This is a genomic window from Psychrobacter sp. NC44 (genome assembly GCF_904846655.1).
Taxonomy (GTDB): domain Bacteria; phylum Pseudomonadota; class Gammaproteobacteria; order Pseudomonadales; family Moraxellaceae; genus Psychrobacter.
This window is the reverse complement of the sequence record NZ_CAJHBN010000004.1, coordinates 19,469-33,313: the sequence shown is the minus strand read 5'-3', so window position 1 is coordinate 33,313 and position 13,845 is coordinate 19,469. Positions and strand designations below refer to the sequence as shown.

General features: G+C 42.3%; 12 protein-coding genes. 7 read left to right on the top strand and 5 right to left on the bottom strand.

Annotation, left to right across the window (positions count from 1 at the left end; all coding sequences use genetic code 11):
• Window positions 1-73: 73 nt before the first annotated feature.
• The 3 genes from sppA to JMX95_RS04130 all read left to right on the top strand — a co-directional run bounded on the left by sppA (window position 74) and on the right by JMX95_RS04130 (window position 3,193).
• Window positions 74-1,129 carry a signal peptide peptidase SppA gene (sppA, locus tag JMX95_RS04140; RefSeq protein ID WP_201560062.1) on the top strand — a complete coding sequence of 352 codons (1,056 nt, stop codon included), beginning with the start codon at window positions 74-76 and terminating at the stop codon, window positions 1,127-1,129.
• A 135-nt stretch (window positions 1,130-1,264) separates the two neighbouring features.
• The gene (locus JMX95_RS04135) at window positions 1,265-2,155 is read left to right on the top strand and encodes an alpha/beta hydrolase (RefSeq protein ID WP_201502314.1); all 891 of its coding nucleotides are present in this window, start codon (window positions 1,265-1,267) and stop codon (window positions 2,153-2,155) included.
• Window positions 2,156-2,404: 249 nt separating this feature from the next.
• Window positions 2,405-3,193: a CPBP family intramembrane glutamic endopeptidase gene (locus tag JMX95_RS04130; protein WP_227675958.1), complete on the top strand. Its 789-nt coding sequence runs from the start codon at window positions 2,405-2,407 to the stop codon at window positions 3,191-3,193.
• A gap of 66 nt (window positions 3,194-3,259) precedes the next feature.
• On the opposite strand, the gene dusA is transcribed toward JMX95_RS04130, so the two are convergent.
• From dusA to JMX95_RS04115, 3 genes are all read right to left on the bottom strand, one after another.
• Window positions 3,260-4,231, bottom strand: coding sequence for a tRNA dihydrouridine(20/20a) synthase DusA (dusA, locus tag JMX95_RS04125; protein ID WP_201560061.1), 972 nt, complete (start codon window positions 4,229-4,231; stop codon window positions 3,260-3,262).
• A 129-nt stretch (window positions 4,232-4,360) separates the two neighbouring features.
• On the bottom strand, window positions 4,361-5,662 hold the full coding sequence (locus JMX95_RS04120; protein WP_201560060.1) for an MFS transporter: 1,302 nt from the start codon (window positions 5,660-5,662) through the stop codon (window positions 4,361-4,363).
• A gap of 335 nt (window positions 5,663-5,997) precedes the next feature.
• Entirely contained in the window at window positions 5,998-7,638 is a 1,641-nt protein-coding gene (locus tag JMX95_RS04115) for a phospholipase D family protein (protein ID WP_201560059.1), read from the bottom strand.
• A gap of 596 nt (window positions 7,639-8,234) precedes the next feature.
• On the opposite strand from JMX95_RS04115, the gene JMX95_RS04110 reads away from it, so the two are divergent.
• The 4 genes from JMX95_RS04110 (at window position 8,235) to JMX95_RS04095 (ending at window position 12,296) form a co-directional block, all read left to right on the top strand.
• Complete coding sequence (locus JMX95_RS04110) at window positions 8,235-9,509, top strand: O-succinylhomoserine sulfhydrylase (protein ID WP_201560166.1); 1,275 nt, start codon at window positions 8,235-8,237, stop codon at window positions 9,507-9,509.
• Between the two features lie 251 nt (window positions 9,510-9,760).
• Complete coding sequence (locus JMX95_RS04105) at window positions 9,761-10,090, top strand: YbaB/EbfC family nucleoid-associated protein (protein WP_045445429.1); 330 nt, start codon at window positions 9,761-9,763, stop codon at window positions 10,088-10,090.
• 119 nt (window positions 10,091-10,209) lie between these two features.
• Complete coding sequence (recR, locus tag JMX95_RS04100; protein ID WP_055123892.1) at window positions 10,210-10,803, top strand: recombination mediator RecR; 594 nt, start codon at window positions 10,210-10,212, stop codon at window positions 10,801-10,803.
• A gap of 158 nt (window positions 10,804-10,961) precedes the next feature.
• A complete protein-coding gene (locus tag JMX95_RS04095; protein WP_201560058.1) occupies window positions 10,962-12,296 on the top strand; it encodes a ribonuclease D in 1,335 nt (444 codons plus the stop codon).
• Window positions 12,297-12,335: 39 nt separating this feature from the next.
• On the opposite strand, the gene JMX95_RS04090 is transcribed toward JMX95_RS04095, so the two are convergent.
• The gene (locus JMX95_RS04090; protein WP_201560057.1) at window positions 12,336-13,025 is read right to left on the bottom strand and encodes an esterase/lipase family protein; all 690 of its coding nucleotides are present in this window, start codon (window positions 13,023-13,025) and stop codon (window positions 12,336-12,338) included.
• A 110-nt stretch (window positions 13,026-13,135) separates the two neighbouring features.
• Window positions 13,136-13,756 carry a hypothetical protein gene (locus JMX95_RS04085; RefSeq protein WP_045451377.1) on the bottom strand — a complete coding sequence of 207 codons (621 nt, stop codon included), beginning with the start codon at window positions 13,754-13,756 and terminating at the stop codon, window positions 13,136-13,138.
• Between the last annotated feature and the right edge of the window lie 89 nt (window positions 13,757-13,845).

The following is a 13,845-nucleotide window of genomic DNA, read 5'->3' as shown; positions in this document are numbered from 1 at the left end:
AGCTCCTTATTACTGACTGTATTTCTATCTTCTCTTTTTATTGCTTTAGACTGTTTCTGACTTAGGAAGTTATATGCCCAACTGGCCACCAGACCCTAACAAACGTCCTGACAATTCGGCAAATCAGCCAGTACCGATGTCGCCGCCAAGCCAGCCGAGTGGACAAGAATGGCGATTGCTTGAAAACACTTTATTGGCTAGTGTGGTCGAGCAACGCCGCGCCCGTCGCTGGAGTATCTTTTTTAAACTATTGACCTTTGGTTATATTTTACTGATATTTCTGACGCTTGGTCGTAGTTGCAGCAGCAGCGCGCCAACGGGTCTAGATGGTGTAGACACGAGCAAGCCGCATTTAGCTGTGGTTGAGCTACAAGGTGTCATTAGTAGTGGTGATGTGGCCAACGCTTATGATGTCAATGAGGCATTGACCCGTGCTTTTGAAAACAGCAATTCAAAGGCGGTAGCATTGGATATCAATTCACCTGGTGGCTCACCAGTACAGTCTGATGAGATTTGGCAGACTATGATGGATTTGCGTAAAGAATATCCAGACAAAAAACTCTATGCAGTGATTGGTGATATGGGTGCTTCTGGCGCGTATTATATTGCTTCTGCGGCGGATGAGATTTATGTGAACCCGTCAAGTTTGGTTGGCTCTATTGGCGTGATTATGCCAAGCTATAACATCAAAGGTTTGATGGATAAAGTTGGCGTAGAAGATCGTACGATTACTGCTGGTGAATACAAAGACATCTTAAGTTTGTCACGTCCGTTAACGGATTATGAAGAAAAACATGTGGAAAAAGTCTTGGACAATACCCACAAGCATTTCATTAATGCAGTCAAAGAAGGTCGCGGTGATCGCCTCAAAAATCCTGAACAAAATAAGCTGTTCTCAGGATTATTCTGGACAGGCGAGCAGTCGATTGAGCTTGGCTTAGCCGATAAGAAAGGCAGCATCGCTAGCTTAGAAAAGCAGTTAGAGCTGAGTAATGTCATCAATTATAGCCCAACAGATCCGTTCCAATTATTCATGGACCGCTTTGCTGTTAAATTGGGTGCGGGCATTGGCTCTAGTGTCAGCCTTGACGTTTTACCGCAAGAAGAAGGTAATGCGCAGATGCGTTAAGCGTTTTATGTTTGAGATTTACTGTGTATGATTGTTGAGGCTGAGCGTATGATTATGCTCAGCCTTAATTGTATATGAGATTCAATGACTATAGAAAATATCCTAAATAGCGACTTAAATCGAAGAGAGCTTGTCATGAGTGATGAAATTAATTTGCCAACTTTTACTGCTTTACCTGTCTCTACAATAACCAACAAACCTGTCCTGCATTTTGCTCATGCTAATGGGATGCCAAGTGCGGTTTATCAACCATTTTTTGAGAAGTTAGCAGAATTTTTTACCATTGAATATATTGCCATGCTGGGTGCAACGCCTGATTATCCAGTCGATGACCATTGGCGCAGCCTTACACAGCAGATTATTGATAGTGTCAAAAATACCTGTGAGAAGCATGGCGTGTCGCAAGTAGTGGCAGTGGGTCATTCGCTGGGTGCGATGTGTACCTTGCAGGCATTGTATCGTGCGCCGCAGTACTTTGCCCAAGCGGTACTCATGGATCCACCTTGGATTTATGGCAAAGTGAGTTTGCTATGGCATTTGGCAAAGACGGCGGATAGATTGCCGATGATGAATAACCGCCTGATGGATAAATTGTCACCAGCTGGCGTGTCTAAGCATCGCCGTGATGTCTGGGAGAGCCGCGCAGATGCGTACGATAAGATGCGGCATAAAGGCTTTTTCAAAAACTTTGATGAACGCAGTTTTCAAGGCTATATCGAGCATGGGCTACACGAACGTGCGGATGGCAAAGTGACATTGGCGATTCCGAAAGCCAGTGAGGTCGCTGTCTTTCGCACCAATCCATCTTGGTATTGGCTGGCACCAAATCATGGACCAAAGCCGCCTGTTACTTTGATTATCGGTCAAGACAGTATCTTTTTAAAACGCCGATTTCCGCAACAAATAAAGTCGCGTTTGAATATTCCTTATGAGACCCATGCCGGTGGTCATATGTTCCCACTTGAGTATCCAGAGTCGGTCTCTCAGCAAGTATTATCATTGATTGAGCAGCAACTACCAACATAATCGCTGATGACTATTTATGCTCATTATTGCTTATGCTAGGGCGTGTCCTCATTTTAAAAATGGTCATAAAAATGAGATAAATTGCCGTCAAACAAGGAAAGTAGCGCAAATAATATCGAGATATTGATAAGCTATTTAACGATGTTTGGCAAAATTTAGCCATTTTTAACTCATTTAGAGGATAATCGATTGAATTGAGGACACGCCCTAGATGCGAGCTGACAAAATATCCGTTTGAGTAATGACTTTATGCTAAAAAATGCTACTGGTTCGCACAATCTTAATACGCCGCCTAAGCGCACGCCGCTATTTTCACCATTGGGTGTCTTTCTACTGACTGTTGGTATGCTAATGGCATTTTTTATCAGTCAGCTGCTAGGCGTGTATATCGCTGGCAAGCTAGTCTTACCAGCTTCTAAAAATTCAACCATGGCTGATATCTTCTTTTTTGGTAGTAACGATGGCACCGTGGTCAGCCTCTCTATTATTATAGGCTGCGTGTTATTGATCGCTATTAGCCTTTTGGTGATCCGTGTAAGAGGCGGCGATAGTCGGCAGTATTTAGCGCTAAAACCGTTCTCATTTGCGGTGGGTATGGGATTGCTTGGGCTGCTATTGATATTTATGATTGGCAGTCAGGCATTGACTTATTTACTTGATAAATCGCCACTGCTCTTCGTTGACCCTTTATATCAGTCTGTCAGCTCAGTATGGCTGTTGATATTTGCAATGGTCATTGTCGCGCCCATCTACGAAGAGCTGATATTTCGTGGTCTATTATGGTCAGCGATCGCAGAGCAATTTACCTTGTCAACTTATTCAAGGCATCGAGGGGAAATCGTAGCAAGCGTCGTGACCAGCTTGATATTTGCGGTGATCCATGTGCAGTATGGTATTTATGAAATCAGTACCATTGTGGTACTGGCATTGATATTTTGCTACGCGCGTATCAAGTCAGGCTCGCTGTTACTGCCGATATTATTGCATATCGTGAATAATGGGGCGGCGATGTGGCAATATATTGCGCAAACCGCCTAAATAAATAATGGATATTTCGGCATTACTATTGCTCTTTTATAGCTGTCATCATAATGATGGATTTTCTTAAGCATCAGGATTTAGTAGTAATACCTCATCCGCTGCCCGTTTGATATCGTCGATTGTTAGCTGAGGTTTGCCACTCAAAGCCTGTCGCCATTTGCGCGCACCCGTCAGTCCTTGAAACAACCCTAAATAATGTCTTGTCATCGTTGGCAGTGCTTCACCTTTAGCAATCTGCGCCTCCATATACGGATACAGCTGCGCTAAAATATCTGAACGCTTAGGTGCTAGTTCGTTCCATAAGCTATTGGTTTCTGCTAATAGGTAGGGGTTGTGATAAAACGCGCGACCAATCATCACGCCATCCACATGCTGCAAATGTGCTTCGATGTCTTTAACAGTATCGATGCCGCCATTAATCTCGATATCGAGTTGTGGAAAGTCTTGTTTGAGACGATAGACATCCTCATAACGTAGCGGTGGTATCTCGCGATTTTGCTTGGGGCTAAGCCCTTGTAGCCATGCAGTACGTGCATGGACAATAAAGCGTGTACAACCCGCTGCTGCCACTTTTTCTACAAAATCCACCATAAACTCATAACTGTCAAAATCATCGATACCAATACGATGCTTCACGGTTACTGGGATATCGACCGCCGCTTGCATGTGCTTGACCAAATCGGCAACCGTGTGCGGCTCTGCCATGAGGCAAGCACCAATCTTATTATGCTGTACGCGATCAGAGGGACAACCAACATTGATATTGACCTCATTATAACCATGCTGCTGCGCAAATTCAGCACATTGCGTCATCTCGCTAATATCTGCTCCGCCCAACTGTAGTACCAGCGGATGCTCAAGCGTATCAAAGCGCAGATGCCGTGCTCGATTGCCATGTATCAGCGCGCCCGTACTGATCATCTCGGTGTACAAATAAACATGCGGATTAAAAAGCCGAGCGAAATAACGATAGTCCGTCGTTGTCCAGTCGATCATGGGTGCAACGGAAAGACGTTTGTTGGTCATATCAACCATGGTTTTGAGCCTTAATATTTTAATATTGGTGTCTTAAATAAATGAACAAGGTGCAATGTATGAGACATGCGATTGCACCTTAATTTTTAATTTCAATCGTTAAGCAGATAATAGGCAGCCATTAACTAGCTAAATAATGTGGTCGATTTTTTTAAATTCAGGCAAATTATAAAAATAAATACCCATTATTATGCCGATAAAACCGATAAATGCAATGTAGAGCGCTGGTGAGAAACTCACATACAAAGTGGCATAACCCAGCCCGAAAGGCACAAGCACTCCAACAATACCGTAGGCGATATTATAACAAAAAGCCATTCCTGTTAGTCTTACATTGGTCGGAAATAACTGTACAAGGATGGCAGGTATCATCCCAACGATGCCAGCACAAAAGCCTAAAAGCGCATACATAATAAGGATGTAGTCACCGCTGGCTTGCAGATGGTAAAAAAAGGCAAACATCTGAGCGATTAAAAGAATAGAGCCAACCGTCAGAATCTTACCGAAGTTTTGGTGGTTGGATATTATCCCATAAAAAATACAACCAAAAATCATGAACACAATACCCAGACTGTGTGAGAATCCAAATAAATCGCTGTCTAAGGTAAAACGTAATTCAATCAAATCGGGTAGCAATAGCACAACAACGGTCGTGATGCTAGAAACAATAAGCGTGAGAACCATACCGATAAATAGCGAATGTTTGCAATGCTTAAAGAGTAAATTAAAGGGTTTGGCAACATAATCGCTTGGTTTTGAGTTTTTCATTTCCAGAAAAAAGGGTGACTCATCTATCCATCGCCACGCCAATAATGGTAATAAACTCAGAATAGCCGCGATGAAAAATGGCAAGCGCCAGCCGTAATTAGCCAATTGCTCAGTCGTCATAGAATTGGTTAACCAAAGAAAAAAGGCATTAGAAAACAGCACGCCTACATAAAAACTGGCGGTGACATAGCTACAAGATACTGACGAATATTGGCGTGGTACATGCTCTGCCACAAAAACCCAAGCGAGTGGCACATAAAGACCAAATGCCATGCCTTGTATCAGCCTCAAGACTATAAATAAGGTTGGTGCAATCAGCCCCCACTGTCCATAGGTCGGTAAGCATGCCATCGCCAACAAGCTGACCGCCGTCACTAATATACTGATCAATAGTATGGGTTTTCGGCCTTTGATATCACCATAACGACCAAAGATGATACCGCCAAGTGGGCGTGCCAAATAGCCAATTGCAAATAGACCAAGCCCTTGCACCTTCGTAATAGCTGGGTCGATATTAGCAGGGAAAAAAGCGGTCGCCATGATATCTGCTAGATATAAATAAATCAAAAAATCAAAAAACGCGACTGCGCTGCTAAAGCAGATAAACAGTACGGTGTTTCTGTCTTTAGAAGACATCATTGCATATTGAGAACGAGAAGGCATAATAGGTCGCGCATCCACATATAATAGTATTCGTTAAGCCGATTATTATCTGGATAACCGGCTATAATAAAAAACGACAAATCAATATGAAAAATAATGATTTGCCGAAAAAATAAAGACGTTTGAGCTAAAAGTTTTTGGGCAACAAGCCTCGGAGTTAAAAGCACTTGAATGAATAGTGCTTAAATGAATAGTGCTTAAATGAAAAGCACTCAAATTAAAAAGTACTCAAATTAAAAAGTATTCAAACTAAAAAAATTGGGCAAAAGAATCACTCGATAACGCTGTTATTATGTAAATATGACTAGGTTTTAAAGTGCTTTTGATGGTGGCAGCTATAGCAACCAATCAATAGGTAGCCATGACATGATAGTCAGCCAGACATGATCGCTGATATCGACGCGTGGCTCTGAATCATAAACCACTTTTTTATCGTCTTCCATAGTATGCCACTGTAGCTTACCATTATCTGATAGTTTGACTTCATAAGCTTGGTTTAGCAGGTCATCGCTCAGCGCACCATGCAATTGTTTTGCCAGCTCATCATCATTGATGATCACACCCATCTCTGTATTGATATTGGCAGAGCGAGGGTCGACATTATAGGAGCCAATGAACACTTGATAGTCATCAACGGCAAACGTTTTTGCATGTAAACTGGTTGAGGATTGACTACGAGCTTTCCAAAGCTTGTTTTCGCGTTTTTCCTCAGAGGCGGTGGATTTTAGCTCGTAGATTTTGACACCGGCGCGCAGCAAGTTAGGTCGCCATTGACTATAGCCAGAATGCACAGCAGTCACGTCGGTCGCATCAAATGAATTGGTCAAAATCTTAATCTCGATACCAGCGTCAGCCAATTGCACTAAAGTACTGACACCATCTTTGGTGGGTACAAAATAAGAAGAAATGATGGTTAGCTTTTTGGTTGGGCTGCCTAATAAGGTACGCAATTGATGCACCAAATTGGTATCTGCTGGTACCGTTTTGGTCAGCTTGCCTACATCATCACTCAAAAACTGCATGTCTGTCCAGCGAAAAGGCACGCGTTTGTTGACCAAGTCACTGTCTATCGTTGACTCTTCTAGCGCTTCTTTATATACCGTCAAATGATTGTCGCTACCTTTTTCATCCTGACCGAGCTTGTCCAGTGCCGCTAGGAAATCAGGCGCTGTACTGTTGTCAGGCTTCACTAGCGTTTCGATGTCAAATGACAAAGGCGATGACCAATAGCTTGAAAAACTGTTGTCAATATCTGCGACGACTTTACCGATGAGTAAAACATCCAAATCCGCAAATTGACTATTTTGGTCATTGCTTAAATATTCATTGCCAATATTACGTCCCCCAATAATGGTAATCTGCTTATCAAAAGTCATGCTTTTATTGTGCATGCGGCGATTGATACGTGGCAGACCTGTGACGTAGTTTAATGTTTGAAACTTACGGTGCATCAGCGGATTGATGATTCGTACCGCAATATTCGGGTGACTGGAAAAACGTAATAAATGCTGATCGAAGGTGGCATCATTATTAAAATCATCTAATAATAAACGTACAATGATGCCGCGTTCAGCCGCTTCCCACAGATCTTTCAGTAATAGCTGACCAGCTTGGTCATTATGCCAAATATAATACTGCGCATCGATATTACGTGTGGACATGTCCGTTAATATACTGCGAGAAGCAAAAGCATTGGCACCAGTTACAATGGGGTGATAGCCGGATAAATCTGGGTGAATATCATTCTGTTCACTAATCGATGCTACCAAATCAACGTCATTGGTTGCTACTGTGTCACTGCGTCCAGTTTCTTGATTGTCTTCTTGTTGATATAAGTCATGTACTCGTGCTGATAATGCTTGGCTCTCAGGTAAGTGCGGCTGTTTTGGCAAAACCTGACATCCACTAAGACCTAAGGTTAGTCCGAGTGTTAGACTCAACGATAAGTTGCTTGGTTCTATACTGAACATCGACATAAATGAATTACCTTAGTGAGCCTTACATAAAGAAGTATTTGTTAGAAAGTAAGCGTGAGGGCATGTCCTCATTTTTAGCCCATTAAAAAGACTATCAATTGAATGAAGGACATGCGCTAGTGCATCGTTTATTTTACCGATGATAGCACTGATTACGAAGCGTATAACAATATCGCCCAAGGCAAAAATTAAATCGCCGCTAAGCTTATCAGCTGTCGTCATCTATGCCTATTATAAATACGTTATTTTTGTTAGATTCAGCGACTTATCCAGTCATTATTTACTTATCGTTTAGATATGCTCTCTCTTTCATCTATTGTTAAGAAAGAGGTATAGTCAATCCTATATAAACCAGATACGGTGTCAGGCTCGCTTAGCCTACTATTTGTAGTACTTTCGCTTGCCTTCCTTGTATCTAAATTATATTGAACCGACTATAGATGTGTATTCAAAAATAATGTTTAGCCATCGCTTGAAACCAGCTGTGTGGAATAAGTTGACATGATATGATAACGCTGATGCATTCGGTCGATAATCAGAAGAATAAGCAGTCATTTTATATCAATCAAAATACCAATCAAAGCAACGGAATATTTATGAGTCAGTCGCAAGCCCATGATGATAAAAATGTAGATAAATTAGATCCAAACTGGCGCAGTGACGCGCTCAATTTAGATCTCGATTATGGTATGCAAACCATTGCTGTACGGGCAGGGCAACATCGTACCGATGAGGGTGAGCACTCAGAGGCTATCTTTACTACCAGCTCGTACGTTTATACCTCAGCGGCAGATGCCGCGGCACATTTTAATGGAGACAAGACGGGCAACGTTTACTCACGCCACACCAATCCAAGTGTGCGTACCTTTGAGCGTCGTTTAGCAGCGCTTGAAAACGGTGAGCGTGCAGTGGCGACAGCCTCTGGCATGGGCGCGATTTTGACTATGTGCTTGGCATATCTGAAAGCAGGCGATCATTTGCTTGCTGCCAATCAATTATTCGGCTCATCGATTGGTCTATTTAATAATTATATGGCAAAGTTCGGTGTGGAAGTCAGCTACGTTGATTGCTTCGATAATGATGCGTGGGCAAACGCCGTTCAACCAAACACCAAAGTCATTTATTGCGAAAGCCCTAGCAATCCATTGGCACAGATTTGTGATATCGGCTATTTAAGCCAGCTGTGTAAAGCCAATGATATTCTACTCGTTGTGGATAATTGTTTTGCTACCCCAGCTTTGCAGCGTCCGCTTGATTTGGGTGCAGATGTGGTGATTCATTCTGCAACTAAGTATCTAGACGGTCAGGGTCGAGTACTTGGCGGCGCATTGGTCGGCAGTGATAAGCTTATGCAAGAGGCGTTTACTGTGGTACGTTCAGGCGGTATCAGTATGAGTCCGTTTAATGCTTGGGTATTTACCAAAGGGTTAGAGACGCTGAAACTGCGTATGCAAGCGCATTGTCAAAATGCCAATCAAGTGGCAGAGTTTTTGATCAATCATCCCAATGTTAGTGCCGTACATTTCTCAGGTTTGAGTGATCATCCCGCTCATGAGCTTGCTACTCGCCAGCATCATATGAAAGGTGGCTATGGCGCTATCATGGGCTTTGAAGTTAAGCCATCTGTTAGCCTTGACTCAAAAGCGGCTGCTTGGCATGTCATTGATTCCACTCAAATGGTTTCTATTACTAATAATTTAGGTGATGCTAAAACCACCATTACTCATCCTGCAACAACGACCCATTTTCGCTTGAGTGCAAAAGAGCGCGCAGAAGCGGGCGTCAAAGATGGCCTTATTCGTTTATCGGTCGGTTTAGAAGATGTAGAAGATATCATCAAAGATTTGACGCGTGGTTTAGACAGTTTGTAAAGATAACGGTATAATCGCGGTTAGCACTTTATATTAGGGCGTGTCCTTATTTCAAAAATGGTGATAAAAATGAGATAAATTGCCGTCAAACGAGGAAAATAGCGCAGATAATATCGGGATATTAACCAGCTATTTAACGATGTTTGGCAAAATTTAGCCATTTTTAGCCCGTTTAGATATGATCAATTGAATTGAGGACACGCCCTAGTAAAATATCAATCATTTATGATTAAAAAACAAAAGAGGCAACTATGAATATTCAAGCATTAATGCAACAAGCACAAACGATGCAAAAGAAAGTCGAAGCAAACGTTGAAAATGCTAAAAAAGAGCTTGCGAATAAAGAAGTACAAGCTGAAGCGGGCAGTGGTCTGGTAAAAGTCACCATGACGGGTCGCCATGTGGTTAAGCGTTTAACCATCGATCCAAGCTTGCTAGAAGATGAGCCAGATATGATCGAAGATCTTATCGCTGCTGCTATCAATGACGCCGTTCGTCAAGCAGATGCGCTATACGAAGAAACCATGGCTGGCGCGACCTCAGGCATGGGTCTACCACCAGGTATGCAAGGTATGTTCTAAGTCGTTATTTTTTAAGCCAAACACGACATATTAAAGATAAAATGGGGTTGTTATCGACATGATACGACCCCATTTTCATAGCTACGATTTATAAATTAAGTTAAATAAAGGAAGATGCTTTGCTGACAGCCAAATTTGATCAGCTGGTTAAACAGCTGCGTATTTTGCCGGGTGTGGGTCAAAAAAGTGCCCAACGTATGGCACTGCATTTGCTTACCAAAAAACGCCCACAAGGCATGGCACTTGCTCAAGCGCTTGATGAGGCGATGCGCGATATCGTCGAATGCCAACGCTGCCACAGCTTCAGTGATGATCACATCTGTCCGCTGTGCCAAGATCCGCGCCGTGATGATGCCTTGCTATGTGTGGTCGAAACGGCAGCAGACGTGATGGCTATCGAACAAACCGCAGGCTACCGTGGCCGCTACTTTGTGTTAGGTGGTCATTTATCACCGATTGATGGTATTAGCGCTGATGATTTGAATATTGAACAACTGGTCTGGCGGGTCAAGCAAGAGCCTGTTGAAGAGTTGATATTGGCGACTGGTACGACTGTCGAAGGGCAGACCACCGCGCACTTTATCAGTGCAGCGGTTAGTCGTCATGTTAATAAGGTCACACGTTTGGCACAAGGTGTACCAATGGGCGGCGAGCTTGAATATCTTGATAGCATGACCCTTGGACAAGCGATGCAAAATCGTTCATTTTTATAGCACACTGACATTTTTTCTATAACTTCTTTATAAAAACCAAGTCTTGTCCATTTTATTTCATGAAATTGTTATAATTGATTCACTAGTATTTTATTATTTACTTTTATTGAGACGCCCTTTAGCGTTTTATTTTTTCCTATTTATGCAGGTATCTGCCCGTGTCCAACCATGCTCCAACAGCTTCAACTGCTGCCATCCAATCAAACCTTGCAGACAACATTACCATTGCTGCTTCTAATGATTTATTAGCGCCATCAATCAGTTCTAAAATAGAGTCAGCAGATCTACCGTCAGAGCCAGATATTGATGCGCTGCTAGATAGTGCCGACGAAGCTGCTGTCACGTGGGTGCGTGAGCAAAATGGTTTGGCTGAAGTGATCGATGCATTGGCAACTTGTGGTCGGGTGGCGTTAGATACTGAGTTTATCAAACGTGATACTTATTATCCGCGCTTGGCATTGGTGCAGCTGAATACTGGCAATCATATTTATTTATTAGATGCCCCTCAGTTGCAACTGACTGAATTGTGGCAGGCACTGGCCAAAGTTGATGTGGCGATTTGGCATGCCTGTGGTGAGGATTTAGGGATTTTTTATCTACTCTCTGGTTGTCCGCCATTGACCAATATATTTGATACGCAAATTGCGTTGTCTTACTTAACGGGTCAATTGCAAATGGGCTATCAGCAAGCGCTTGACGACCAGCTAGACATGCACATTGATAAAGAACAAAGCCAGTCTGACTGGCTGCAACGCCCATTATCAGATGAGCAAGAGCAATATGCGATTGATGACGTACGCTTTTTGCCAGCGCTTTATTTAAGTCTTGAATATGCGCTAAAAAAGCAAGGTTTATACGATTATGTATGGGCAGATTGCCAGCTTTATGCCAGTGATTTGTATGATGCTCAGCATGTTGAAGACAATGCAATGTACCTAACAATGGCAGATTATCGTTATACTTCACAGCAGATGGCGATACTGCAAGCGGTTGCGACGTGGCGTGAGGAGCTGGCGCGTTCGACCAATCAGCCACGTACGTTTGTGATTAAAAAACAAGCAGTACGTGAGATCATCACTGAAAGACCAAGTAATATGCGAGAGCTTGCGCACAAAACCACGATGCATCGCAGTATGTTACGCTTATACGGCGAAGAGCTGCTAAAAGTGATAAATCAAGCAAAAAACTTGCACCCTGCTGAATATCCTGACTGCCTATTACCGCCGTATCGCTCAAAAAATAAAGTACTGTCAAAAGCGGTGCAACAAGCAATAGACGACCAAGCAGAAAAAACCGGCGTACCTGACAATGTATTGATGCGTAAGAAGTGGCTCGGGCAATTGTATGAAGTGATTGCTTTTGATAAGGAATTAAGTGAATTGCCAGAAGGCTTAAAAGGCTGGCGGAATGACTGGGTCATGAACACCCTGATTCCAGTCATCAAAAAACATAAAACTGAGTTGCAGCAGGGTATGGGTATCAACGTTCGATAAGCCATAAGATTCTATCATTGATAAAAGATGATGCTTTTCTCAAGACGTAAGTTTGTTATGCTCGAACTGTCCATGTTGTAAAAAGTACTTGGTTTGCGCGGCTACTGTTTTATCGACCAGCATCCCAGTATGCGAAACTGGTAAAACTATGTGATCCGTGGCAGCCTCTATTTTGGTTTCTTCTATATATACTGTGCCATCGTGTAGTAGGTGTTCTACTGATGGCATATTATTTGTCTTACGCAATTTTCGATTATGATACTGTAAAAACAACTGCCCTAGGCCATAAGGACGATTACCCGCAATCACCCCAAGGGTAATATGCTCCGGTAAAGGTGCTACGCTGCCATCTAACGCATCGATGTATGAGCGACCCACTACAGCTGGGGTCAAGCGCCAAATGTAGTCAGCACATACACTGCCTACATGCGGTGTCCCAAGTGTCACGCAGCGTCCTATCTGCCACTGCGGATATGCAGTGACAAAATCACGAATAATCAGACCGCCCAAACTATGACCGACCAAATCTATCGGTTGGTCAGGGTGATGATGGTTTTCTAGCCAGCTATTTAGGCGGGCACTATTGGTTTTGATACCGTCACGCATACTACGATAATCGAATTGATGAGTATCAAATCCTGTTGCTTGCAAGCGTTTGGCGAGTGGTCGCATGATCCAAGCGGTTTGGTGCAGACCATGGATGAGAATGACGCAGTTTTTTTGTGGCATGGCATTTTCCAACAAAGTAAAAATAGTTTTGATAACATATGAAAAAGAATGCTAAAAACATGAAGAACCAGTCTTTATAACTCATATAATCTATGTATATTAAATCTAGCTCAAGTTTGACTCATTTTACGGAGTTCTATTCCCAACCTTATATGGCAATATATAATAAGGATAATTGAGCAAACCACTGCCCAACCTAGAAAGCTTAGTAAGTACTTATCCCAATGTTTATAGATAACAAGTTGGTAGTTGTGATTCAGCTTTCTGTTTTCTGCAATTTCTTGATTTTCTAAGTAATCTATAAAAGCGCCACTATCATCATATCCAAAGCAGTTTTGTTTCCACCATTCATTAGAATGCTGAGTTTTCCAAATTACTTCTCCATAACTACCATATAATTGAGCTTTGCACAGCTTTTTTTGGAAGTTGTTACTAACTGCGCTAGGACTTCTGTTAAAAACTACTACTCCTAATATATTAGCAGTAGTAATAGGTTGGTCATCAAATAATACAGTCTTCTGATCAAGTAGGTTTACTTTAACAATTTGGCAGATTGCTATTTCATCAGGTCGTTTTTTTTCACAGCTGATGTTTAACTTATAGTCATTAAAATAGATACTGATAACTGTGGCTAGAGCAGCAAAAAACATGATGCCTGCTATGAGTATGACACCTTCAAGCTGAATGGGCTCGTGATTAGACACTGTCGTATTTTTATTTGCACGAGTCATTTTAGCTATTCCACATAAGATTAAATGAGAAGATCATTATAAAGCGTTTGCTTATAGACACAATTATGATTTTAACTAACTATAGTCGA

What these genes read in the sequence shown, in the direction of transcription:
- JMX95_RS04120 (WP_201560060.1), bottom strand. Translation starts at nt 5,662, where the DNA reads ATGCCTTCTCGTTCTCAATATGCAATGATGTCTTCTAAAGACAGAAAC.
- JMX95_RS04135 (WP_201502314.1), top strand. Translation starts at nt 1,265, where the DNA reads ATGAGTGATGAAATTAATTTGCCAACTTTTACTGCTTTACCTGTCTCT.
- JMX95_RS04085 (WP_045451377.1), bottom strand. Translation starts at nt 13,756, where the DNA reads ATGACTCGTGCAAATAAAAATACGACAGTGTCTAATCACGAGCCCATT.
- dusA (WP_201560061.1), bottom strand. Translation starts at nt 4,231, where the DNA reads ATGGTTGATATGACCAACAAACGTCTTTCCGTTGCACCCATGATCGAC.
- JMX95_RS04110 (WP_201560166.1), top strand. Translation starts at nt 8,235, where the DNA reads ATGAGTCAGTCGCAAGCCCATGATGATAAAAATGTAGATAAATTAGAT.
- JMX95_RS04090 (WP_201560057.1), bottom strand. Translation starts at nt 13,025, where the DNA reads ATGCCACAAAAAAACTGCGTCATTCTCATCCATGGTCTGCACCAAACC.
- JMX95_RS04105 (WP_045445429.1), top strand. Translation starts at nt 9,761, where the DNA reads ATGAATATTCAAGCATTAATGCAACAAGCACAAACGATGCAAAAGAAA.
- sppA (WP_201560062.1), top strand. Translation starts at nt 74, where the DNA reads ATGCCCAACTGGCCACCAGACCCTAACAAACGTCCTGACAATTCGGCA.
- JMX95_RS04115 (WP_201560059.1), bottom strand. Translation starts at nt 7,638, where the DNA reads ATGTCGATGTTCAGTATAGAACCAAGCAACTTATCGTTGAGTCTAACA.
- JMX95_RS04130 (WP_227675958.1), top strand. Translation starts at nt 2,405, where the DNA reads ATGCTAAAAAATGCTACTGGTTCGCACAATCTTAATACGCCGCCTAAG.